Origin of the sequence: Streptomyces sp. TLI_171, assembly GCF_003610255.1 — a bacterium.
Taxonomy (GTDB): domain Bacteria; phylum Actinomycetota; class Actinomycetes; order Streptomycetales; family Streptomycetaceae; genus Kitasatospora.
Genome location: NZ_RAPS01000001.1, coordinates 7,674,496 through 7,697,334 on the forward strand (window position 1 = coordinate 7,674,496; position 22,839 = coordinate 7,697,334).

Consider the following 22,839-nt stretch of genomic DNA (forward strand, 5'->3'; position numbering starts at 1 on the left):
GCGCGGTCGCGGCAGCTGTCACGGTCACGGTCACGGTCGCGGCTCAGGGGGCTCGGCTGCGGCGCCATCCGTTCCGGCGATCGGCTCCGAACAACGGACGGGCGATCGCGGAATCGCCATCGCGGAATCGAGGAGGTCGACCGGTGGCCGGGAACGGATCGGTGGATGTCGTGGTGGTGGGCGCCGGCCTCGCCGGCCTGGCCTGCGCGCTGGACGTCGCAGCCGCCGGGCGGCGGGTCCGGGTCCTGGAGGCTGCGGACGCCGTGGGCGGGCGGATGCGCACCGATCCGCACCAGGGCTTCCGGCTGGACCGGGGCTTCCAGGTCTTCAACACCCGCTACCCGCAGGTGCGGCGCCGACTGGACCTGCGCCCGCTCCGCCTGCAGCCGTTCACGCCGGGCTTCGTGCTGGCGGGCTCGCGCGGCCGCTACCGGTTCGGCGACCCGCTGCGGCGGCCCGGCACGGCCGTCGACCTGCTGACCGGCCGGGTGGCACCGCCACGCGACGCGGCGGCACTCGCCCTGCTGGGCCTGCGCGACGGCCTGCTGCCCGCCGCCACGCTCCGGCGGTCCCGGGACGTGACGACGCGCGCGGCACTGCGCGAGGCCGGGATCTCCGGCCCGACCGTCGACGGCCTGCTGCGCCCGTTCCTCGCCGGCGTGTTCCTGGAGGACGAACTGGTCACCTCCGCCCGGGTGTTCCACCTCTACTGGCGCAGCATGCTGCGCGGCACGCTCGCCCTGCCCGCCGCCGGCATCGGAGCGGTCCCGGCGGCGCTCGCCGCCGAACTGCCCGCCGGGACACTCGAACTCGGCGCGCCGGTGTCCGGCCTCACCCCGAACGGGGTCGAGCTGGCGGACGGCCGCCACCTCCCCGCCCGCCACGTGGTCGTCGCCACCGACCCGATGACCGCGGGCACGCTGCTGCCCGGCCTGCCGGTGCCCGCGATGCGCTCGGTGACGACCTTCTACCACGCCGCCGAGCGAAGCCCGCTGGCCGAGCCGACGCTGCTGGTCGACTCCGACCGGACCGTGCTCAACTCGGTGGTGCTGTCCGAAGTGGCGCCGGACTGTGCGCCGCCGGGCCTGTCCCTGGTGTCGACCTCGGTGCTCGGCACGACCGCCGACGAGGCCGGGGTCCGCCGCCGGCTGGCGGAACTCTACGGGTGCGACACCTCCGCCTGGCAGCCGCTGGCCGCCTACCGGATCGCCGGCGCGCTGCCGGCGATGCCCGCGCCGCACCCGCTGACCCGGACCAGCCGGTGGGCGCCGGGCCGCTACGTGTGCGGCGACCACCGGACGACCGGCTCGGTGCAGGGCGCGCTGGCCTCGGGCGCGCGGGCGGCCCGCGAACTGCTGACGGACCTCGCCGCCCGGCCGGCGCGCTGAGAGCGGCGACCGGCCTACCGGGCCCGGCGCGGGGACCGCCTCCTCCCCGCCGACGAACGACCGCCGTACCCGCTTCCCCGCCGTCCGCACAGGCCGGTGGTCCGAACCGGCCCCGGGCAGCGTGGCTAGCCTGCCCGGCACGGGCTACACCACGACATTCACCGGCCGGATCGCCGTCGAACCGCCGCTCAACGAGCAGGAGACCCACTACCTGCGGAAGTTCGCCGGCACCCGGCGGACGACGCCCCGGACCGGTCCTGGTTCTTCACCCGCTGCTTCGACGCCACCGGCGCCGGGCTGCTCGCCTGCAGCGCCGTCAAGAACCAGCCGCCGAACCGGAAGTCCGCCCGACGCGCCGACGCGTCCTGACTGTCAGCGGCGGGCGGTAGCGTCCCGTCCATGATCGACACGCGACCCGCCGCCACGTCCTGTTCGAGCGTTTCGGTCGGGGGGTGGCTGCCGTACCCGGACCCGGTGCCGCACCCGGCTCTCGGGGGGCGGCCCGTCACCCATGTCGCGGGGCCGCTGTGGCTGGGCCTGCGGGCGATGCTGCTGGGCCTGGACCCGGCGGCGGCCGAGCACGACCCCACCGCCGGGGCGTGCGACGTGCTGCGGCTGCTCGCCCTCGCCGCCCGCCCGGCGCCCGCGGGCGGCTACCTCACCGACCCGGTCGCCGACCTCGGCCACCGTCCGGTGCGGCTGCGTCCCGACGGCGCCGGCGGACTGCTGGCCGACCAGCCGTAGCCCGCGAGGAGGCCACGGCCGGGCGCGGTCGCCGAGGCAGGGTCAGATGAAGCGCCACAGGTGGTCGTCGGTGCCGTTGTCGTCCCACAGCACGACCTGCGCTCCCCGGGCGGTGGACATGCCGGTGACGCCGAGGACGCGGCCGCTGCTGCCGCACTGGATGCGGAAGCAGTCGGCCGAGCCGTAGCGCAGCCGCCATCGGTGGTCGGCGGCCGCGTTGTCCGTCCACTGGACGATGCGCGAGCCGTTCGCGGTCCCGCCGTTCTCGACGCCGAGGACCTTGCCGCTGTTGGCGTTGCGCAGCCGCAGGTACCCGTCGGTGTCCACGAGCGCCGTCCACTGGTGGTCGGCGGTGCCGTTGTCGTCCCACTGGACCACCAGTCCGCCGTCCGCGGTCGACATGTTCTGCACGCCCAGGACCAGTCCGCTGGCCAGGTTCTGGATGCGGCGCGCGCCGTTCGGCACGAGCCGCCACCGGTTGTCCGGGGCCCCGTTGTCGGGGTGCTGCACGGCCTGCGCGCCGGCGGCGGTGGAGCCGTTCAGGAGGCCGAGCAGCTTGGCGCTGTTGACGTTGCGCAGCTTGTGGGTGCCGTCGCCCGCGTCGACGATCTCCCACCGGTGGTCGGCGGTGCCGTTGTCGGCCCACTGGAGGACGGTCGCGTTGTCCGTGGTGGACATGTTCTGCACGCCGAGGACCTTGCCGCTGTTGGCGTTGCGCAGCCGTACCGCCGTGCCGTCGACCACCAGGGACCAGTTGTGGTCCGCGGTGCCGGAGTCCTGCCACTGGAGGGCGACGCCGCCGTCCGCGGTGGACATGTCCTTGATCCCGAGGACCAGGCCGCTGGCGGCGTTGACCAGGCGGAAGTCGGCGCCGGTGTTCCAGTAGACGGTGTAGTTGTAGCCCTGCGCGTCGTAGAACGGGGCCAGGTTGACGCTCGCTCCGTCGGCGGTGGCGGTGAAGGCGAGCGCGGTGCTGCTGCTCCGGGTCACGGACGCGACGGCCAGCGACGGCAGCGCCGTCAGGGCGGTGTTGCCGTAGTTCCCGCACAGCACGGTCGGCCCGTAGGTCAGGGCGGTGACGCTCGGATTGTCGTTGGCCGGCGCGAGGACCACCTTCATCGGCAGCTTGACCGTGACGACGTCGCCGGAGGACCAGGAGCGCGTCAGGACGGCGTAGCTGCCGGGGGAGACCGCGATGCCCTGCACGGCGCCGTTGACGGCGACGGTGGCCCCGGAGGCCCAGGCGGGGATGCGGATGCGCATCGACCAGGTGCCCGCGGCGCTGCCGGTGACGGTCAGCGTCGTGGTGTCGCCCACCGGGTAGTCGGTGCTCTGGGTGACGGTGATCCCCCGCTGGGTCCAGCTCAGGACCGAGGGCAGGAACAGGTTCACCGTCAGGGTGGTGCCGCTGTAGAAGTAGATCGAGTCCATCAGCTTGGTGTTGGACTCCAGCGCGGTGCCCTGGCAGCACCAGAAGGAGTCGTAGTCGGTGCTCCAGGTGCCGCCGCCCCAGGCCGGCCCGACACCGCGCCGCCCGCCGGCCCTGAGCGGGGTGAAGTAGGTGATGTGCCCGTGCGGGTCGGCGGGGTTCTGGCCGCCGATGGTGTGGTTGTACAGGTCCCGCTCGTAGAAGTCGAAGTACCCGGACCGGTCGGGGTCGAGCAGCCACAGTTCGCGGGTCAGCTTCAGCATGTTGTACGAGTTGCACAGCTCGCAGGTGTCGTTGGTCAGGTAGGCGGCGATCGCGTTCGCGGCCCGGAAGTGCTCGGCCTGGCTGTTGCCGCCGATCGCGTAGCTGTGCGCTCCCGTGGTCAACGCCCAGGCGTTGACGGCGATGTCGCGGTAGCGCGTGGTGCCGGTCGCCTTGTACGCGCGGGCGGCGCCGATCCACTTGGGCACCTGCGTGTTGGCGTGCAGGCCGTTGAGCTGGTCCTGGTTCGCGGCCAGCGGGTCGAGGACCGCGGCGTGGTCGAACCGCTGGGCGACCGTCAGCCAGCGGGAGTCGCCGGTCTGCAGGGCGAGGTCGGCCAGCACCTCGCCCATGCCGCCGAACTCGGTTCCCAGCAGCGCCTGCATCTGATTGCGGCTCAGGGCGGCGGTGCGCCGGTCGACCCAGCCGGCCATGGCCAGCAGGACGTCGCGGGCCTGGGTGCTCTCCAGCAGGCGCCACACGTCGAGCAGACCGGCCATGGTCTTGTGCACGCAGTAGTACGGCACGTTGCCGTTGGACAGCGTGCCGGCCTCCAGCGCGGCGAAGTCCGACTCGGGGAAGCCCGACAGGTAGCCGGTGGAGAAGCCGGCGGCCGCGTTGTTGGCCTGGCACTTGGCCAGCTCGGCGACCACGGCCGCCGCCTTGTCCCGGCAGACGGTGTCGCCGAGCGCGGCGTACGCCTGGGCCCACGCGGAGAGGAAGTGGCCCTGCACGTGGCTGCGGAAGGGGAACCCGGGAGCGTCCCAACCACCGTTCGCCGCTGCGCCGTTGGTGGAGAGCCTGTGGTTGGCGCGGAACACGTACAGCAGCCGGTCGACGTCGATGAAGCGCAGGTAGGCCAGCGTGCGGCCCTGGTTGTCGGCCCAGCGGCTGCTGGTCAGCCTGACCTGGCCGAGGGCGAACGGGTACGTCGAGACGCCGGTCTCCGCCTGGACGGGAGGGACGGCGGCCACGGCGGAGCGACCGAGCAGCGGGGTCGCGGCAGCGGCCGCGACGAGGGCGCCGGCAGCGCGGAGGACGCTGCGGCGGGTGGGCACGGAGGAGGGCATGGGGGACTCCCGGAAGCCTGGTGAATGAGGTGGGGAGGCGCGGCGGAGCGGACTGCGGAGCGGCGGCGACGGATTGTTAGCGCTAACAATCCGGCCCAAAAGCAAGGTGCCACGACTGACCCGCACATCCCTGGAGGGAGTGCAGGGTCGAAAGTGACACCGCCTGTTACGTTCGGGTTACTTTATAGCCGGGGCCGCCGGCGCTGTCCAGGCTCGCGGCGGGGCCCGCACCGCGCCCGGCGAGGACCGGACGGGGCCGCTGACCCGGTTCCGCGGCCCGGCGGCCGGAGAAAACGCCTTGCCGTCCCCCCGGTGTCCGGGCAGCCTGACCGGGTGTCAAGAGTGCCCTACCCCTTCCGGCTGGCCTGGGAGGACGTCGACCCCGCCGGCCATCCCTTCGACCCCGACCGAGTCGCCCAGGTCGTTCACACCGTGGGACCGGCGCGGCGAGTGCCGTCCCGGACGGATCCGGACCTGGACCTGACCCGGGTCAACTGGGCGTGGGACGTGGCGGGCCCCTGGGCCGACGCCATGACGTACGTGCTGGTCCAGCACTACGGCCCGTGGATCTCCGGATGGCGCTGGTCGCGCGGCGAAGGGGACATCGACGGCGGACCGGTCGGCAACTGGTGCTGCGCCTCGCACTCCATCACCACCGAGCAGGAGACCCTCGACCGGGTCGTGGCGGCGGTGCGCGAGTGGCGTGAGTGGCTGGAACGACTCGCGGCGCGGTTCGAGGCCTACCCCCTCGACCCCGAGGACTTGGCGAGCGACCCCGTCCTGTGGGAGCGCACGGCCCACCACCTGATCCTCCAGGTGGCGGACTTCACCGGCGCCGAGAGCGGCTGGTACGGCCACTGCGAGCAGGTCCTGGGCTGGTTCCTCACGTACTGGGGCGTCGCCCCTGAGCGGGCCGCGCAGCTGGTGGACCGAGCAGTCGGCGGCCGGTTCAAGAGCTGGACCGCGCCCGACGCCGCCCTGGTGGAGGACATCGCGCAGCGGCTCGTCGGACCGCTGCGGCCGGCGGACGCCCGCCGGCACCGCGAGCCGGCTCGGACCCCCGACGAGGACGAGGCCGCCGAACTCCCCGACCACCTGGAGCGCTGGCTCGCGACGCGCGACAGCGTGCCGTGGCCGGAGCACCAGGACACCGCGGACAACGGTCCGGTGGCGCCCGCCCGGGACGGAGCCGTCCAGGAGTTCCGCGCCTTCGACGCGGCGGTGGACACCGCCCGCGCAGCCGGCCTGCTCGCCGCACTCGAACTGGTGCGCGCCGACGCCGCACGCGGCGCCACCCTGGACTTCGAGCTGATCCGCAGCTGGCAGCGGCACGTCCTCGCCACCCCCGGGGCGCCGCCGATGCGCACCCACCCCGCCTTCGCCAAGGGCGGCGCCGAACGCTACGGGATCGGCCCCGACACCCGCGCCCGCCTCGACGCCTGCCTGGCGCAGGCGGACGACGGCCGCCTCTCGCTCGCCGCCCGAGCGGCCCGGGCCCACCTGGACGTCTGCTTCTTCCACCCGTTCGACGACGGCAACGCCCGTGCCGCCCTGCTCACCCTGCTGTTCGTGCTGGCCCGGGAAGGCGTCACCCTCGAATCGGTGGTGCTGATCCGGCGGTTCAGCCACCGGGCCGACGACCCGCGGGACGCGCTCGGCCTGTGCTCCTCCGTCGAGCACCACATCGGGTGGAGCCGCGCCGCGCACGCGAAGTAGTCGTCCATCCGCGTTGCCCGGCGCGGCAGTTCGAGGGCGCGTGGGCCGTGCAGCCGAGCTGCCGGTCCAGGTCGAGCCGGGGCCGCTGCCACCCATGACGGGGGACCGCTAGTGCGGGGCGGACGCTTCCCGGGCCGGGGTCGGGATCGGCGGGGCTTCGCAGCCTCTGGGCGGGGGGAGGTCGGGCAGGAGCCGCGCCGGACGGCGTGGCGGCCTTCCCGGGAGGGGTGGTGCCGGGGGCAGTGGTGCGGTCGCCGCAGAGACGGTGGTCATGCCGGTCAACTCTCCTCTTCGCTCGTCCCCGCCCGCAGCGTCGCCTACCCGGATCCGCCGCCGCCACGCAGCGGCCGGGCCCCGCCGTGACACGGCTGTCCTACTCGGTGGACTCGTCCGGTCGGTCGGGGACGACGTGCACGGCGGCCTCCTCGGCGCCCGCCGCACCGCCGTCGATGCCGGCGTCGGACGCGACCAGGTCCTTCTCCGTGTCCGGCCGGGCGCCCTCGTCCGGGGCCACCAGGCGCCCGGCGCGACGGGCGCCTGCGGCCTGCGGGTCGAAGGGCTCGCCCGCCCCGCCGGGAAGGTCGCCGATCCCGTCGCCGTCGCCGTCGGGCTCGTCGGAGGGGAGGTCGGGCACCTCCTGGGCGAGGCGCTGGTCGAGCGTCTCGCCGTCGCGCTGTTCGGCGGGCGTCACCCCGACCTTGTCCACGCCCAGCGGTTTCTCCGGCGGCGAGTAGCCCTCGTCCAGCAGGTCGTCGTAGTCGCGTTCGTCCACGGCGTCCTCCAGGTCCAGGGGAGCCGCGTCCGCCTGCTCCTCCATGTCCCCGGTGGGCTGGTAGACGTCGTCGCCCATCGCTTCGTCGCTCATGTCCCCACGCTCTCCGTCGTTCTCGCGCCACTGCGCGCGCCGGCCGTCGTTCGGCTCCCGGCCGGCTGTCGGTCGTCCCCGCCGGTGGTCTCGGCTCCTCCTCGTCCTGCCGGGGCGGGGGCGCGGCTCCGGGCCGCGTCCCCACGCGTACCCGGCCACTCGCGGTGAAACCTCGCGGAGCGGCACTGCCACCACGGACCCGCCCTTCCAGCCTCGCACCCCGGGCGGGGGCCCGCGCCCCGGCAGCGCCGGCCGCGGAGCGAGGGAGCGCGGGGGGCGAGGTCGCTGGGAAGCGGAGCGGCGGGGCCGGAGCCTTCGGACGAGCGCAGGGCCCGAGGCCGCCGGAGCACGGTCCCGGGCCCTGACGATCCGTCAGCAGTCGGGGATCACCGTGCCGTTGTTGTCCTTGGCGACGTCGTTGCCCCAGCGGGAGAGGTAGAAGGCGGAGACCCATTGGCCGCCGGGTCCGACGTCGGGGTCGGTCTTCAGCCACCAGTGGTTGTAGGAGGAGCCGCTGGCGATCTCGCGTCCCCAGGCCTTGCAGAAGACGTAGTTGGTGCCCTGGTACAGCGTGCCGGTCTGCGCGGTGCCGGTCGGCGAGCTGTAGACCGAGGCGTTGGCGAAGGTGTCCACCCAGTACTTGCCGGTGCTGGGCGGGGCGCCGCCGCCCGGGCAGTCGGGGATCACCGTGCCGTTGTTGTCCTTGGCGACGTCGTTGCCCCAGCGGGAGAGGTAGAAGGCGGAGACCCATTGGCCGCCGGGTCCGACGTCCGGGTCGGTCTTCAGCCACCAGTGGTTGTAGGAGGAGCCGCTGGCGATCTCGCGTCCCCAGGCCTTGCAGAAGACGTAGTTGGTGCCCTGGTACAGCGTGCCGGTCTGCGCGGTGCCGGTCGGCGAGCCGAAGGCGGGCGCGTTCGCGAAGGTGTCCACCCAGTACTGGCCGCCGGAGGACGGCGGCGGGGTCGTGCTGCCGCCGCCCGGACCGTAGAGGCGGATCGCGCCGTAGTAGTCGCCGTGCGAGGACAGGGTGGCGACCTGGACGTAGCCGCCGGAGTACGGGGCCTCGACGATGTAGCCGTTGCCGAGGTACAGGGCGACGTGGTGGATGGTGGAGGCGGTGTTGCCGTAGAACACCAGGTCGCCGGGGAGCAGCGGGGCCGTCCCGTCCGAGCGGTAGTAGCGGGCGACGGCGCGTGAACTCGGCCACTGGGTGTAGGTGGTGCCGTTGATCACGTCGGCGCCGACCGCGAGGTAGTAGGCGTAACGGACCAGGCCCGAGCAGTCGAGGCCGCGGACGTGGCAGTCGTTGGGGGCGCCGTTGGAGGCGTCGCAGCTGCCGTAGCTGGGGCCGGGGGCGGAGCCGTGGCCGCCGCCCCAGGAGTAGGGGGTGCCGATCTGGCCGCAGGCCGCGTTGACGGCGGCGGCGGCCTGGGGAGCGGCGCCCGGGGCGAGGACTCCGCAGGCGGGGGCTGCCTGCGCGGGCTGGGCGCCGACGCCGGCGAAGAAGACCGCGAGGGAGGCCAGTACGGAGAGGATCGCCGCACAGCGCAGCGGTGCGAACATCCACCGCGACACGGGGTTTACGCGCGTAGTCACAGGCGTGTCCTGAACTGTCGTGGGGCTTTGGATTGGTGGCGGACATTCAAGCACCGTGCCCGCGCCGCCCGGTAGCCCTCTGACGCACCCTCACTGATCCGCCCACCGTCTCCGCCTCCTGCCCCGCCAGTCGTCGATGCTGGCCGTCGGGGGTTTGCAGACCGTCGGCTGCAGAGAGTCACCGCTCCATTAACGTAGGTTATTTATGTAAGGGAGTACTGAAAAGCTCTTGACCTGGTCTGATCCAGCTGCCTAGCCTGAAATGGCATCTCGGCCTCCGGCTACGGTGAGTTGGCGCTGCGGCGGTGGTTGTCGAGGAGGCGCAGGGGAGGGGCTTCGGATCCTCCGACGGCAAGGAGTCGGCCATGAGTACGCCATCCGCTCGCACCATCGGCCCGATCGGCGCGGTCTACCTGCGCTGCTACCCGTTCGACACCTGGGAGATGGCGAGCCACCAGGCCGCGATCCGCGCCTTCGCACGCACTCGCGGCTACTGGGACCCGGAGGTCTTCCTCGACAACGGCCGTCGGTCGGGTGTCGCCCTGCCGCAACTCGATGCGCTGTCCGCGCTGGTGGGGGCGGGGTGGTGCGAGGTGGTGTTCGTGCCGGGCCTCTGGGTGTTCTCGGTGGACGACGGGGACGCGCGGGCCACGGCCGAGCGGCTGAAGCGCCTGGGCGGGCGGGTGGAGGAGGTGCCGGATCCGCGCCGCGCGGCGCGATCCCGGCCGCTGCTGCGCAGCGGGACCGGCTGACGTGGGCGGCCGGGGCCCGGGCGGCGGGCGACCGGGCAGGTGCGGCGCCTCCGGCGTCCGGTCCGCGACCGCCCGCCGCGCGGCGACGACCGACGCGGGCCGCGGGCGCGTAGCGCTCCGGGGGGTGCGAGTGTCAGGTCGTGGCCGCGGAGCGGGACAGTGGTGCGAAGGCGTCACGGTTCAGCGGCCGGCCGGACCTGGCGGGCTGCGTCTGCGGGGCGGGTGCGGCCGTGCCGACGTTCGCTCCGAACAGGGCGTCGTTCAGGTGGTCCAGCGCCATCCGGGCGGCGCCCAGTGCGACCGCCTCGATCCCGAGTGCGGAGGCGTCGACCTGCGGTGCGTCGAGGCAGAGCTGGTCGAGGTGGGCGCGGATCGGGCCGACCATGACTTCGCCGGCCCGGGCCAGCCCGCCGCCGATGATCACCAGGTCGGGGTTGACGGTCAGCACCATGGCGGCGATTCCCTGCGCCACGGTGCGGGCGAACCGGTCGACCTTGCCCGCGGCTTCGCTGTCGCCCGCCTGGGCGTCCGCGAAGAGCTTGGCGCTGTCCGCGGCCTCCCGGATGTCGGTCATGCTGGAGCTCTCCCAGCCGAGTACGGCGAGCGCGCCGATCTCGCCCGCGGCGCCGCCGCGGCCGCGGTGCAGCCGCCCGCCCAGCATCATCCCCGCGCCGGTGCGGTGGCCGGCGATGACGTGGATGAAGTCGTCCGCGTGCCGGGCGGCCCCCAGCCAGTGCTCGGCGAGGGCGGCCAGGTTGGCGTCGTTCTCCGCGTAGGCGGGGCAGTCGAACCAGGTGCTCGCCGCGCCGGCGAGGTCGAGACCGTTCCACTCCGGCAGGGGGGTCGACAGGCGGACCGTGCCGTGCGCGTCGAGGATGCCCGGTATGCCGAGGCAGAGCGCCCGCAGGCGGATGCCCGGGTGGCGGGCCAGGAACTCCTGGGCCCCGGCGCGGACAGCCTCCAGCCGGGCGCTGCCGCCGAGGCCCTCCGGGACCGCGGCCTGGTCGGAGGCGATCACCGTTCCGTCGAGGTCGGTGAGGACCAGCCGCAGGCCGGTGGCGCCGACGTCGATGCCGAGGACGTGGCCGGCCTCCGCGCGGAACCGGTAGCGGCGGGCGGGCCTCCCGATGCCGCGCTCGGGCGCGACCTCCTCGATCCAGCCGCCGTCGGTGAGTTCGGCGATCACCGCGTCGACGGTCTGGCGCGACAGCGACGCCGCACGGCCGATCAGGGTGAGCGTCATCGGGTCCGCGTTGCGCAGCACGCCGAGAACGGCCTCGGTGTTCAGGCGGCGCAGCAGCGCGGGGTCGCCACCGCTGAGCGCTGGGCTGTTCACGGCACCTCGCTTCCCGGGCCGCCCTGCGCGTCCCTGCTCTCATCTTACGCGAACCACTTACGTAACAGTATGGCATAACGTCCTTGACCGACGTTGCAGGCCACTCCTAGCATTCGATCAGTTTCGTAACACCGCGCCATATAGGTTGCGGAGACTCTCGTACCGCCCCCAGGATCCCGTGTCCTGGTGTGAGGAGCCCCCGATGTCCGCAAGAACCCCCGCCGCACCGCCCGCACCGCCGCGACGTGCGCGCTGCTCGTCGCCGCCACCACCGGACTGACCGCCTGTGGCGGCCTCACCCCCGGCGGCGGCAAGAGTGCGCCGTCCTCCGGCCCGGTGTCCACCACCCTGCCCGCCGGGAACGCCACACTGACCATCGTGAGCTCCGAGAACTCCGGCACCACCAAGGCTCTGGCCGAGGCGTTCCACGCCAAGCACCCGAACGTCACCGTCGACTTCCAGTACACCGGGCCGGACGACTACGACAAGAGCCTGAACCTCAAGCTCTCCTCCGACCGGGCGCCCGACCTGGCGCTGCTCAACAAGCTCGGCACCACCGTCAAGGCGAACCTGGTCCGCAGCCTCGACGACTACGCCCAGGCCTACGGGTGGGGCGCCAAGTACCCGTCCACCGAGCTGGACCAGTGGCGGGCGTCGGACGACGGCAAGCAGCTCGGCGCCGGCCACCTGTGGGCCGCCCCGGCCGGCTTCTCGGTGGTCGGCGTCTACTACAACAAGGAGATCGCGGCCCAGCTCGGCATCCAACCCCCCAGCACCCGGGCCGAGTTCGACGCAGCACTCGCCAAGGCCAAGGCTGCCGGCGAGGTGCCGGTCCAGCTCGGCAACCTGCAGGGCCATTCCTCCTTCATCGTCCAGTCGATCGTCGACGCCACCGACGGCGCCGCCCGCGCCGGCGACTGGGTCAACGGCAGGGCCGGCGCCACCATCAAGACCGCCGGCGGCAGCGCCGCCGCGGCGACGCTCACGGACTGGGCCAAGAAGGGCTACCTGCCCGAAGGGGCCAACGGCACCGACCTGCCGGGCGCGGTCGCCGAGTTCGCCAAGGGCCACGGTCTGTTCCTGTTCGACGGCTCCTGGGACGCCCAGAAGATCGACAAGGCGGCGCCGGGGAAGACCGGCTTCCTGACCTTCCCCGGCCAGAGCGGCAAGGCCACCGGCATCGGCACCTCCGTCGCCTACGCCATCCCCGCCAAGGCCAAGAACCCCGACCTCGCGGCCGCGTTCCTCGACTTCATGAACACCCCGAGGCCGCCCAGATCCAGTTCGACACCGGATTCCTCCCGGTCGCCCACGCGGACGCGGTGAAGAGTTCCGACGGCAGCGTCATGAACGAGGTCGCCAAGGGCTGGGCCGCCGTCAACAAGGACAACGGACTGGTCAACTTCTTCGCCAACACCGACGCCACCATGAACGACACCCTCACGTCGCAGGGCCAGCAGCTCATCGGCGGAAAGACCGGCCCCGAGCAGTACCTCGACGCCCTGCAGAACGACTGGACCAAGGGCCACCAGTGACCAGCGCCCCCCTCCACCCGCACCAGCCCGCGGCACGGCGGCCGGCCCCGTTGCCGGACGACGGCCGGCGCGCCCCGCGGGCCGCGGCGCCGGCGCGCACCCTGCGCGCCGGGCCCCGCCGGCCCCGCTCCCACCGGGCCGCCTACCTCTACCTCGCGCCCGCCCTCGCCCTGTACACCGCGTTCGTCGCGCTGCCCTGGCTGCACACCATGTGGCTGTCGCTCTTCACCTGGGACGGCGTCACCCCCGGCACCTGGGCCGGCCTGGACAACTACCGCCAGGTCCTGACCGACCCGGCCCTGCGGTCCTCGATCCTGCACGCGCTCGGCTTCATCGGCTTCTACTCGCTGCTGCCGATCGCCATCGGCCTGCTGCTCGCGGCCGTCATCGGCGGGCGCGGCGGCCGGCGGTACCCGGTCAGCCGCACCGTCCTGTTCCTGCCGCAGGTCGTCCCGCTGGTCGCGGTCGGCGTCACCTGGAAGTGGATGTACTCCACCGACGGCGTCGTCAACCAGGCCCTGCGCGCGGTCGGCCTGGGCTCGGTGACCCGCGCCTGGCTGGGCGACTTCACCTGGGCCTACGTCGCGGTCGGCCTGGTCGGCACCTGGGTGATGCTCGGCCTGTGCCTGATCGTGTTCCAGGCCGGCATCCAGAAGATCGACACCAGCCTCTACGAAGCCGCTCGGCTCGACGGCGCCGGCCCCGTGCGCGAGTTCCTCGCCGTCACCCTGCCCGGGCTGCGGGCCGAGATCGGGGTGGCCCTGACCATCACGGTGATCTCCGCGCTCGCCAGCTTCGACGTCGTCTACGTCACCACCGGCGGCGGTCCCGGTGACTCCACCACCGTCCCCGGCGTGCTGATCTACCGGCTCGCCTTCACCAACGGCGAGGTGGGCTCGGCCTGTGCCCTGGCCGTGGTGCTCAGCGCCCTGATCACCCTGGTCGTCCTCGCGATCAGCCGGATCACCCGGGAGAAGCACTGATGAACCGACGCTTCGAAGGTCTCGCCGGCCGGGCCGTGATGGCCGCGTTCTGCCTCGCCGTGATCGTGCCGTTCGCCGGCATCGTGCTCGCCGCGCTGAACCCGCCCGGCACCGTCGTCGGCGGCATCTCCTGGCCGGAGCACCCCACCCTGGCGAGCTTCGGCCGGGCCTGGTCGGACGCCGGCTTCGGCCAGCTGCTGCGCAACAGCACCGTCGTCGCGGCGGGCGTCGTCCCGCTCGCCCTGGTCTGCGCCTCGCTCGCCGGGTACGCGTTCGCGCTGATGGAGTTCCGCGGCCGGAAGGTGCTGTTCGCCTTCCTGATGCTGGGGCTGGCCCTGCCTTACGAGGCCGCCGTCGTCCCGCTCTACTACGACCTGCGCTCCCTCGGACTGACCGACACCCCGCTCGCCCTGATCCTCGCCCTGGTCGGCCTGTTCATGCCGTTCGGCGCGTTCTGGATGCGCGAACAGTTCCTGGCCCTGCCCAAGGAGATGACCGAGGCCGCCGCCGTCGACGGCGCCGGAAGCTGGACCGTGCTCTGGAAGGTGCTCCTGCCCTGCGCCCGGCCCGCCCTGATCACCCTCGGGCTGCTCTACTTCCTGTGGGCCTGGAACCAGTTCCTCCTCGCGCTGATCCTGATCCAGAACCCCGCCGGGCGCACCGCCCCCGCCGGCCTCGGCTTCTTCGTCGGCGCGCACAACATCGACGTCCCGCTGCTGTCCGCGGCCACGCTGATCGTCATCGCACCGGTCGTCGCCGTCTACCTGTTCTTCCAGCGGCACTTCATCGCCGGGATGCTCGCCGGCGCCGTCAAGGGCTGACCCCACCGCGCCCCGACACCTCTCCCTCCTCGTCCTGAAGGACACACCGCCATGAGCCATGCCCTCGTACCCGCCGCCACCCCGGCGCGCACCCCCGCCCAACCGCTGCGCCTGCTGCTGGTCGGCGCCGGCGGCCGCGGCACCACCTACGCCGACTACGCCGCCACCACCGGCCGCGCCCGCGTCGTCGCCGTCGCCGAGCCGAACCCCGCACGCGCCGCCGCCGCGCTGCGCCGCCACCCCGACGCCGCCCTGTACGGCGACTGGCGGACCCTCGCCGAGCTCGCCCCCGACGCCGACGCCGTCATCATCGCCACCCAGGACGCCGAGCACCGCGAACCGGCCGTCCGCTTCGCCGGACTGGGCTACCACATCCTGCTGGAGAAGCCGATGGCCACCAGCGAGGACGACGCCCGGCAGATCGCCGAGGCGGTCGAGAAGGCGGGCGTCATGCTCGCGGTCTGCCACGTCCTGCGCTACACCCCGTACACCCAGGGTGTGAAAGCGATCGTCGACTCCGGCGTCCTCGGCGACGTCATGACCGTCGAACACCTGGAACCGGTCGGCTGGTGGCACCAGGCCCACTCCTACGTGCGCGGCAACTGGCGGCGCGAGAACGAGGCCACCCCGATGCTGCTCGCCAAGTCCTCGCACGACCTGGACTGGCTGTCCTACGTCGTCGGCTCGCGGGTCACCAAGGTCTCCTCCTTCGGCGCGCTCAGCCACTTCCGCCCGGAGAACCGGCCGGCCGCCGCCGCCGACAACTGCCTCGACTGCCCGGTGGAGGCCGCCTGCCCCTACTCCGCGCCCCGCCTGTACCTGGGCTGCCTCGGCAACCCCGACCGCGAACGCTGGCCGCTGAACGCCGTCACCGACGCGCGAACCCCCGAAGGCGTCGTCGAGGCGCTGCGCGAAGGGCCCTACGGGCGCTGCGTGTACGCGTGCGACAACGACGTGGTGGACCACCAAGTGGTCAACCTGGAGTACGCGAACGGCGCGACCGCCTCGTTCACGATGACCGCGTTCACCCCGTTCACCCACCGCAAGACCCGGATCTTCGGCAGCCGCGGCTCGCTCGACGGCGACGGCGTGAACGTCGTGGTCACCGACTTCGTCACCGGACACGAGGAGACCGTGGTCCTCGGGGTGGACGGCCCCGACGCGGGCAGCGGGCACGGGGGAGGCGACGAGCGGCTGGTGGACGCCTTCCTCGACGCCCTGGCCACCGGTGACCCGGCGCACATCCTCTCCGACCCCGCCACCAGCCTGGAGAGCCACCTGGTGGCCTGGGCGGCCGAACGGGCCCGCCACACCGACACCGTGCAGACCCTCACCCCTTGATCGCACGGTCCGCCGACCGGCTCCGGGCACGTCATCAGCCCGGAGCCCGCCCGGCACCCCCACCCCCACTCCCTCCAGAAGGGCAAGCGCCATGGCATCTCGACCCGGCACCGGAACCGGAGCCCCCACCCGGCGGCACAGGCCGCTGATCCACAGCCTCCTGGCGTGCGCGACCGCGGCAGCAGCGGTGCTGCTGCCGACCCAGGGCGCCCGGGCGGCCGACTTCCCGCCGAACCCCACCGCCAAGTCCGGCTACACGCTGGACTTCGACGAGGAGTTCGACGGTCCCGGTCTGAACTCCGCCAAGTGGCTGGACTCCTACCTGCCGCACTGGACCTCCACGCCCGCCAACGCGAAGGCCCGGTACACCATCGCCAACGGCGTCCTCACCGAGCGCCTGGACCCTGACACCCCCGCGTGGAACGCCCAGTACGACAGCACGGTGAAGATCTCCAGCATCCAGTCCTACGAGAAGGACTGGTGGCACCGCTTCAACTCCTCGATGCCCAACGACCACCACGAGCCGGACTTCAACGGCTACTCCACGAAGTACGGGTACTTCGAGATCCGGGCGAAGAACTCCGCCGTCGGCGGAGGCGGCCACCAGGCGTTCTGGCTGGTCGGCACCGGCGACACCACGAGCACCAACGCCAACTCCGAGATCGACATGATCGAGACGTTCTTCGCCAAGCCGAACAACTGGCGCATCGCCGCCTACGGCTGGAACGACCCCGACTTCCTGTCCAGCTGGTACCTCTCCGACCAGGCCGTGCCCAGCGGCAGCCCCACCACCGAGTACCACGTGTACGGGATGGACTGGACACCCACCCAGCTGAACTTCTACTACGACAACCAGCTCTACAAGACGATCAACGACGCCCCGAACTCGCCGATGGGCATGATCCTCGGGCTCTACACCGACGCCGGCTCCGGCGTCCACAACGACACCTGGCCGAAGACCTGGAACGTCGACTACGTGCGGGTCTTCAAGAACAACGCCGGCTACCCCGAGGGCTACCAGCGGATCAAGAACCGCCAGACCGGCCAGTACCTCAACATCGAGGGCAAGACCGGCAACGTCCAGTACGGCAACGTGCCCGCGACGTACTGGAGCTCCCAGTGGGCGAAGGAGAGCACCGGCGACGGCTACACCCGCTACCGCAACCGCTGGACCGGCGAATACCTGAACACCACCGCCGCGGACGCGATCGTCCACTACGGAAGCCTCCCCGCCACCGACCCGACCGGTCAGTGGACCGAGGAGACCGCGGACGGCTACAAGCGGCTGAAGAACCGCTCCACCGGTACCTACGCGCACACCGAGAACCTCACCGGGAACCTCCAGCACGGCGCCGCCCCCAGCACCTGGTGGACCAGCCAGTGGAGCTTCGAACCGGCCTCCTGAGCCGCTGACCCGCCGCGGGCCGCCCCCGCCGGGCGGCCCGCACCACCCGATCCCCACAGGAACCGCCATGCTCCGCAGGACCGCCCCGCTGCTCGCCGCCGTCGTCCTGTCCGTCGCAGCGTGCACCGCCCAGCACCCGGCACCCGCCGCCACGACCGGGCCCCGGGCTCCCGACCACTCCGGCCAGAGCCTGTGGCACGTCATCGACGCCGACGGGCGGACCACCGCCCAACTGCCCGACGACGACCCGGTCGTCACGGCCGTCCGCAAGACCGTCGCGCTGCACTCCGGTGTCGTCGACAACCGGGACGAGCACAGCATCGGCGACCGCACCGCGCAGGAATTCGCGCTCTACGCGTCCGAGTTCGCCGACGAGTTGCGCGCGCAGCACTACGACACCAAGGTCGCCGAGCTGTTCGGCGCCAACCACCTCGCCACCAAGCAGGTGAGCCTCGCCTGGTACGTGTCCACCTTCCCCGAGGACATGACCACCGCGAACGTCGAGATGGACAGCACCATCGAGTTCACCACGGCCGCACCCGGCTACCTGGAGAAGAACGGCTTCGCGCTCAACACGCCGTACACCCAGCACCGCACGGTGAGCCTCGCCCGCTCCGGCGACGCCTGGAAGATCACCGCGATCCGGAAGAACCCCCTGGAATCCGGGGCCCCACCGAGCCCTGCCCCCTGATCCCGCGAGCTGCCCACAGCCAGGAGACCCCGTGCCGATGTCCGCCGCGGCCGACCGAACGGCCGTACTGGCCCTCGCCGCCGCCCTCGTCCTCGGATCCGCGGCCTGTGACGCCGCCGCGCCGTCCGAGGGACCGCCCAGCTACACCACGCTCACGATCGCCACGTCCGAGAGCTCCGGGATGACCGCGGTCCTCGCGGCCGCGTTCCACACCCACCACCTCGACGTCGTCGTGGAGGTCCGCTCCAACCCCCGGGACGTCCACGACCGGGAGCTGCCCGGACTGCTCGCGTCCGACGCCGCGCCCGACCTCGTCCTGCTCAACTCCCTGGGCCTCGCACCACCGGGCAGCATCCGCAGCCTCGACGACCACGCCCGCCAGTACGGCTGGACGCGGACCTACCCCGCCAGCCTCCTCGACCAGTGGCGCGCCTCCGACGACGGGCACCAGCTCGGCGGCGGCCACCTGTGGGCCGCGCCCGCCGGTTTCTCGCTCGTCGGCGCCTACTACAACAAGGAACTGGCGAGCAGGCTCGGCATCACCGCGGCGGCCGGCAGCCGGCAGCTCGACGCGGCCTGCACCCGCGCGAAGGCCGCCGGCGTCCTGCCCATCCAGCTCGGCAACGAGCAGGGCCACGCCTCCCTGCTGTTCCAGTCGCTCACCGACAGCGCCGACGGAGCAGCCAGGGCCACCGACTGGGTCAACGGGAGGACCGGCACCACCCTCCAGCAGGGCGGCCGGCACGCAGCGGAGGCCCTGGCCGAGTGGGCCGGCCGCGGCTGCTTTCCCGCCGACGCCAACACCGTCGACCTGCCCGGAGCCGCCGCCGCGTTCGGCGCCGGAGCCGGCCTCTACCTCGTCGACGGCTCCTGGGACGCCCAGCCGATCGACCGGGCGATGCACGGCAAGGTCGGCTTCCTGCCGTTCGTGGGCGACAACGGCCGGGCCACCGGCATCGGCACCTCCGTCGCCTACGCCGTCCCGGCCCGGGCCCGGCACCCCGACGCCGCCGCAGCCTTCCTGGACTTCCTGAACAGCCCGGAAGCCGCTCAGATCGAATTCAACGCGGGTTTCCTGCCCGTCGCCCACGCCGACCAGGTCACTACCGACCCGGGAAGCGTCATGAACGACATCGCCCGGGCCTGGGCCCGGGTCAACGAGGACGACGGCCTCGTCAACTTCTTCAACAACAGCACCGCCACCATGAACACCACCCTGACCGAGCAGACCCAGCGCCTGCTCGCCCGGCAGACCAGTCCGACCGCGTTCCTGACGGCCGTTCAGGAGGACTGGGAACGCGCCCACTGACCGGCGCACACCGCCGCAGCATGCCGCTCCCCGTCCGGCCGGCGTCCGACCAGCAGACCCGTCCGAGGACCCATGGACCGCAGACGTTCTCTCTCTTCGACCAGGACCAGGTCGACCCGCTGCCGCTCACCCTCCGGTCCACCCTCGCCGGGCCGGCGGTGACCTCGCCCGTCACCAGTCCCGCCGCCTGGCGGCCGGTCCACGCCGACAGCGAGGAGACCGTGGGCGAGGACGGGCGCGCCACCGGATCGACCTCGGGGCACGCCACGCCGTCGACTCCCTGTCCTGCACGCCGCGCCAGGGCGGCAGCCCCAATTAACGGATCGGCCGGTCCGAGATCTACCTCTCGGCCAGCGCGACCGTGTGGGGCGGCCCGGTGGTGAGCAGCGCGTTCGCCGACAACCGCGGACCGTGGACCAGCACGAGCGAGATCGCCCGCACCGGCGTGCTGCTCCGACCGCACCGCCCGGCGTGCGCGGCCGCGGGCGGGGTCAGGTGAGCTGCCAGGTCTGCAGGGCCCCGCCGGTGGGGGCCTGCTGGCTGACCGGGGCGCCGTCTGCGGTGGAGGCGGTGGTGAGGACCAGGCCGCTCTTCCTGTTGGTGACGGTGTATCCGCTGCCGGCCGCGGTGAGCTGCCAGTGCTGGCTGTCGGAGCCGGTGCAGGCGGCCTGGACGACGGCGGCTCCGGCGGTGGTGGACCCTCCGGTGACGTCCATGCAGAGGTGCGAGGCGCCGTTCAGCAGCGTGTGGGTGCCGTCGCTGTTCGGGGAGAGCTGCCACTGCTGGTTCGGGCCGCCGTGCGGGGTCCAGGTGATCAGCTGGGTGCCGGAGGTGGTGGAGGAGGCCGGGTCGTCCAGCGCCTTCCCGCTCGCGGTGAGGGTGTGGGTGCCGCTCAACGAACCTCCGTACACCTCGAATTCGTAGAGGGAGTAGCCGTAGCCGGTGCCGCGCTGGGTGGCGTACATCCGGATGTAGCGGCCGGAGCCGGCCAGGCCGGTGAGGTCCTGGACGCCGCCCGCGCCGGTGGTGGTCGTGTAGACGGTGCGCCAGGCGGTGGTGTCGTCGGAGACCTGGATCTGGAAGGACTTGCCGTACGCGGCCTCCCAGCGCAGCACCACCCGGTCGACGCTCTGCTTCGAGCCCAGGTCGACCTGCAGCCACTGCGGGTCGCTGTAGGCGCTGGACCAGCGGGTGGCGCCGTCGCCGTCGGTGGCGGAAGCGGCGGGGAAGGAGGCCGTCTCGGTACTGGAGGCGGTGGTGGGACGGTTGCGGGCGAGGTTGCCGGGCTGGGCGAGGCCGGGCCAGGCCGGGTTGTGGCCGACGGCGGCGACGACCGGGGTGAACCCGGCGTACGTGGCGGCGGGCTTGGGGGAGCCCCAGGTCTGCTGGGCGAGTCCGCGCAGCGGGTACATGAGGCCGGCGGCGATCTGGTCCTCGGTCTCCGCGGTCGGGTTGTCGCACCAGACGTGGATCAGCGAACCGGGGTTGCGGGTGGGGTCGGTCAGGGTGTTGCCGCCCTGGAAGAGGTCGGGCGTCCAGGTCTCGTACATCCACTTGGTGTCGGGCTTCGCGCCGCCGAGGACGTAGTACGTGGGCGTCCACGACTCGTTGGCGACGGTGTGTCCGGCCGCGGCCAACTGCTGGGGCGTCAGGCCGTAGTTGTACCAGTACTCCACCAGGATGTCGGCGTTCGGGCTGACGGTGCCGTCACCGGACTTGATGCCGTCGTTCCACATCCGGGTGGTCTTGCCGGCCGCCCGGACCAGGGCGTCGGACCAGTTGACGAAGCCGTAGTAGGTGTCCTTGGCGGTGGCGTTCGCGCCGTAGTGGGCGCGGGCGTACGTCAGCAGCTGCGGGTACTGGCTGTAGTCGGTGACGTACTCGTCCGCGCCGATGTGCCAGTAGGGCGCGGGGAAGAGCGGCAGGTACTCGGTGATCAGGTCCTTGACCAGGGTGTAGGTGCCGGGCAGCGAGAGGTCGACGAACTCGGCGCTGGCCGAGCCGGAACTGTTCTTCAGTTTCAGCTCCGGGTGGGCGGCGAGGATCGCGTTCATGTGCCCCGGGGTGTCGATCTCGGGGACGATGGTGACGTGGTACTTCTGACCGAGGGTCACCAGGTCGGCGATGTCCTGCTTGGAGTAGTGGTCGGTGGAGACGATCTCCGGGTGGGTCGAACTCTCCAGGCGGAAGCCGAAGGTGTCCGACAGGTGGAAGTGGAAGTAGTTGAGCTTGAGGTAGGCCAGCTCCTTGATGTGCTGCTTCACCCAGTCGACGGTGAAGAACTTCCGGCCCTGGTCGATCATCAGGCCGCGCTCGGACTTGGTCGGCCAGTCCACGGCGGTCCCGGCCGGCACGGTGGCCGACTGGTGGAGGAGTTGGAGCAGCGTCCGGGTCCCGTAGAAGGCGCCGGTGTCGGTGGCTGCGGTGATCGCGACGGCGGCCCCGACGGTCATCCGGTAGCCCTCGGCGGGCAGCGAGCCGTCACCGAGGGCGAGCGAGATGTCCCCGGCGGCGGCCGTACCGGTGACCACGCTCACCGTGCGGCCCTGCAAGGCGCCGAGATCGTCGGCGAACGTCGCTGCCTCGTCGGCGAGTTGGGTGCTGAAGGCGGGGTCGACGACGATCCGGGTGGCGGCGGTGGCCGTGAACGTGCCGCTCCCCGCCGTCCACTGGCGCAGCGCGGGAACGGTCTGCGGGGTGCTGCTCGCGGCCAGGGCGGGTGGCGCGGTGGCGAGGGTGGGCAGCACCAGGGCGGCCGCGGTGCAGAGGGTGGCGAGCAGGAGTCTGAGCAGGCGCATGGATGCCCCTGGGGTGTGAGACGGACGTGAGGGATTTTTCGGCAGGTCGGCCCATTGGTATGGACCTGTCCGGATTGTGAGCCAACTGCGCACCAGTGCAGCCTAGTTGGGGATTCATGTCAATAGCTGCTCGGATTGAGCAGTTTGTGCGCAGGAATGAGCATATGGCTGGGTGGGGGTGGGGGTGCGTGATCGCCCGGCAGGTCCACAGCTTGTCGCTGAGCGTTCGAGTGCGGTTCGGAGTGGAGGTGCCGGGGCATGTGCCTGCGGGATGCCGCGCAGGGTGCCCGAAGCGGCAGCAGGTCCTTCACGGAGTCAGCGGTTCGGGCCTCGTGGGCACGCACGGCGCGGCTGGCCGGTACCGCCGGCCGACCCGGCTGTGGTCGAGTCGGCGCAGGCCGAGATGGGCTTGCCGTTCCCGGTGTCGTCCGCGCCGAGACGGCCGGCCGGCACCGCCATGACGGTGATGGTGTGATCCCGTCGGCCGAGGGTGAAACTGCGGTACGTCCCCCGGGTGGCACCCGCCGCCCAGTCGCCGACGGGCAGGTCCACGGGGCTCCGGCCACCGATGTAAGGCCCGATGCGTTGCAGCGACTCCTCCGAATCCCCGTGCTTGCCGATCCAGGATCACGGCGTGCACGCCTGTGGGCGATGCCGTCAGGCCGTCCCGGGGCGGGGCCGCCCAGCTCGGTGGGTGGCCGCATCCGTGCGCACGGCCCCCTCGGCCGGCAATCCGCGGTGCCCGGCGAGCAGCTCCGATCCCTTCTCGTCGGGGTGCCCTGCCGGTTGGGGACCCTGC

17 protein-coding genes are annotated in these 22,839 nt (G+C 72.5%); 12 read left to right on the forward strand and 5 right to left on the reverse strand.

What is annotated here, in order from left to right; translation table 11 throughout:
• The first annotated feature begins 143 nt into the window (after nucleotides 1-143).
• Nucleotides 144-1,388 (forward strand): NAD(P)/FAD-dependent oxidoreductase, encoded by a 1,245-nt coding sequence (locus BX266_RS34295; protein ID WP_099906384.1) that lies wholly within the window; start codon nucleotides 144-146, stop codon nucleotides 1,386-1,388.
• Between the two features lie 399 nt (nucleotides 1,389-1,787).
• Nucleotides 1,788-2,132 (forward strand): hypothetical protein, encoded by a 345-nt coding sequence (locus BX266_RS39070; protein WP_180290718.1) that lies wholly within the window; start codon nucleotides 1,788-1,790, stop codon nucleotides 2,130-2,132.
• A 42-nt stretch (nucleotides 2,133-2,174) separates the two neighbouring features.
• Here BX266_RS39070 and BX266_RS34305 read toward each other — a convergent pair whose 3' ends face one another.
• Nucleotides 2,175-4,892, reverse strand: coding sequence for a beta-L-arabinofuranosidase domain-containing protein (locus tag BX266_RS34305; RefSeq protein WP_099906386.1), 2,718 nt, complete (start codon nucleotides 4,890-4,892; stop codon nucleotides 2,175-2,177).
• 342 nt (nucleotides 4,893-5,234) lie between these two features.
• On the opposite strand from BX266_RS34305, the gene BX266_RS34310 reads away from it, so the two are divergent.
• Nucleotides 5,235-6,608, forward strand: a complete 1,374-nt coding sequence (locus BX266_RS34310) for a Fic family protein (RefSeq protein WP_259464992.1) — start codon at nucleotides 5,235-5,237, stop codon at nucleotides 6,606-6,608.
• A gap of 373 nt (nucleotides 6,609-6,981) precedes the next feature.
• Here the strand turns inward: BX266_RS34310 and BX266_RS34315 are convergent, their stop codons facing one another.
• Both BX266_RS34315 and BX266_RS34320 read right to left on the reverse strand, forming a co-directional pair.
• Entirely contained in the window at nucleotides 6,982-7,473 is a 492-nt protein-coding gene (locus BX266_RS34315; RefSeq protein ID WP_099906390.1) for a DUF5709 domain-containing protein, read from the reverse strand.
• A 372-nt stretch (nucleotides 7,474-7,845) separates the two neighbouring features.
• On the reverse strand, nucleotides 7,846-9,069 hold the full coding sequence (locus BX266_RS34320; RefSeq protein ID WP_218969297.1) for a C40 family peptidase: 1,224 nt from the start codon (nucleotides 9,067-9,069) through the stop codon (nucleotides 7,846-7,848).
• 365 nt (nucleotides 9,070-9,434) lie between these two features.
• Here BX266_RS34320 and BX266_RS34325 point away from each other — a divergent pair, with 365 nt between their 5' ends.
• Complete coding sequence (locus tag BX266_RS34325; RefSeq protein WP_099906392.1) at nucleotides 9,435-9,821, forward strand: hypothetical protein; 387 nt, start codon at nucleotides 9,435-9,437, stop codon at nucleotides 9,819-9,821.
• A gap of 133 nt (nucleotides 9,822-9,954) precedes the next feature.
• Here the strand turns inward: BX266_RS34325 and BX266_RS34330 are convergent, their stop codons facing one another.
• Nucleotides 9,955-11,157, reverse strand: a complete 1,203-nt coding sequence (locus BX266_RS34330; protein WP_259464993.1) for an ROK family transcriptional regulator — start codon at nucleotides 11,155-11,157, stop codon at nucleotides 9,955-9,957.
• A gap of 378 nt (nucleotides 11,158-11,535) precedes the next feature.
• Between BX266_RS34330 and BX266_RS34335 the strand changes: the two genes are divergently transcribed.
• The 8 genes from BX266_RS34335 (at nucleotide 11,536) to BX266_RS34370 (ending at nucleotide 19,242) form a co-directional block, all read left to right on the forward strand.
• The gene (locus BX266_RS34335; RefSeq protein WP_183096888.1) at nucleotides 11,536-12,483 is read left to right on the forward strand and encodes an ABC transporter substrate-binding protein; all 948 of its coding nucleotides are present in this window, start codon (nucleotides 11,536-11,538) and stop codon (nucleotides 12,481-12,483) included.
• Nucleotides 12,480-12,692, forward strand: coding sequence for a hypothetical protein (locus tag BX266_RS34340; protein ID WP_120314446.1), 213 nt, complete (start codon nucleotides 12,480-12,482; stop codon nucleotides 12,690-12,692). Before BX266_RS34335 ends, BX266_RS34340 begins: the two co-directional genes overlap by 4 nt.
• Nucleotides 12,689-13,675: a carbohydrate ABC transporter permease gene (locus tag BX266_RS34345; RefSeq protein ID WP_259464994.1), complete on the forward strand. Its 987-nt coding sequence runs from the start codon at nucleotides 12,689-12,691 to the stop codon at nucleotides 13,673-13,675. The genes BX266_RS34340 and BX266_RS34345 overlap by 4 nt, the downstream gene beginning before the upstream one ends.
• Nucleotides 13,675-14,496 carry a carbohydrate ABC transporter permease gene (locus BX266_RS34350; RefSeq protein ID WP_180290719.1) on the forward strand — a complete coding sequence of 274 codons (822 nt, stop codon included), beginning with the start codon at nucleotides 13,675-13,677 and terminating at the stop codon, nucleotides 14,494-14,496. The genes BX266_RS34345 and BX266_RS34350 overlap by 1 nt, the downstream gene beginning before the upstream one ends.
• A 51-nt stretch (nucleotides 14,497-14,547) precedes the next feature.
• Complete coding sequence (locus BX266_RS34355; protein ID WP_099906396.1) at nucleotides 14,548-15,837, forward strand: Gfo/Idh/MocA family protein; 1,290 nt, start codon at nucleotides 14,548-14,550, stop codon at nucleotides 15,835-15,837.
• Between the two features lie 91 nt (nucleotides 15,838-15,928).
• Nucleotides 15,929-17,242, forward strand: a complete 1,314-nt coding sequence (locus BX266_RS34360; protein WP_099906398.1) for a family 16 glycosylhydrolase — start codon at nucleotides 15,929-15,931, stop codon at nucleotides 17,240-17,242.
• 67 nt (nucleotides 17,243-17,309) lie between these two features.
• Entirely contained in the window at nucleotides 17,310-17,933 is a 624-nt protein-coding gene (locus BX266_RS34365; protein WP_099906400.1) for a hypothetical protein, read from the forward strand.
• A gap of 37 nt (nucleotides 17,934-17,970) precedes the next feature.
• Complete coding sequence (locus BX266_RS34370) at nucleotides 17,971-19,242, forward strand: ABC transporter substrate-binding protein (protein WP_099906402.1); 1,272 nt, start codon at nucleotides 17,971-17,973, stop codon at nucleotides 19,240-19,242.
• Nucleotides 19,243-19,733: 491 nt separating this feature from the next.
• Here the strand turns inward: BX266_RS34370 and BX266_RS34375 are convergent, their stop codons facing one another.
• Nucleotides 19,734-22,040 carry a family 20 glycosylhydrolase gene (locus BX266_RS34375; RefSeq protein WP_099906404.1) on the reverse strand — a complete coding sequence of 769 codons (2,307 nt, stop codon included), beginning with the start codon at nucleotides 22,038-22,040 and terminating at the stop codon, nucleotides 19,734-19,736.
• Nucleotides 22,041-22,839 lie beyond the last annotated feature (799 nt).

Bases quoted from the DNA above. Each gene is read 5' to 3' on its own strand.
- BX266_RS39070 (WP_180290718.1), top strand. From the start codon at position 1,788: ATGATCGACACGCGACCCGCCGCCACGTCCTGTTCGAGCGTTTCGGTC.
- BX266_RS34305 (WP_099906386.1), bottom strand. From the start codon at position 4,892: ATGCCCTCCTCCGTGCCCACCCGCCGCAGCGTCCTCCGCGCTGCCGGC.
- BX266_RS34315 (WP_099906390.1), bottom strand. From the start codon at position 7,473: ATGAGCGACGAAGCGATGGGCGACGACGTCTACCAGCCCACCGGGGAC.
- BX266_RS34325 (WP_099906392.1), top strand. From the start codon at position 9,435: ATGAGTACGCCATCCGCTCGCACCATCGGCCCGATCGGCGCGGTCTAC.
- BX266_RS34350 (WP_180290719.1), top strand. From the start codon at position 13,675: ATGAACCGACGCTTCGAAGGTCTCGCCGGCCGGGCCGTGATGGCCGCG.
- BX266_RS34355 (WP_099906396.1), top strand. From the start codon at position 14,548: ATGAGCCATGCCCTCGTACCCGCCGCCACCCCGGCGCGCACCCCCGCC.
- BX266_RS34360 (WP_099906398.1), top strand. From the start codon at position 15,929: ATGGCATCTCGACCCGGCACCGGAACCGGAGCCCCCACCCGGCGGCAC.
- BX266_RS34365 (WP_099906400.1), top strand. From the start codon at position 17,310: ATGCTCCGCAGGACCGCCCCGCTGCTCGCCGCCGTCGTCCTGTCCGTC.
- BX266_RS34370 (WP_099906402.1), top strand. From the start codon at position 17,971: ATGTCCGCCGCGGCCGACCGAACGGCCGTACTGGCCCTCGCCGCCGCC.
- BX266_RS34375 (WP_099906404.1), bottom strand. From the start codon at position 22,040: ATGCGCCTGCTCAGACTCCTGCTCGCCACCCTCTGCACCGCGGCCGCC.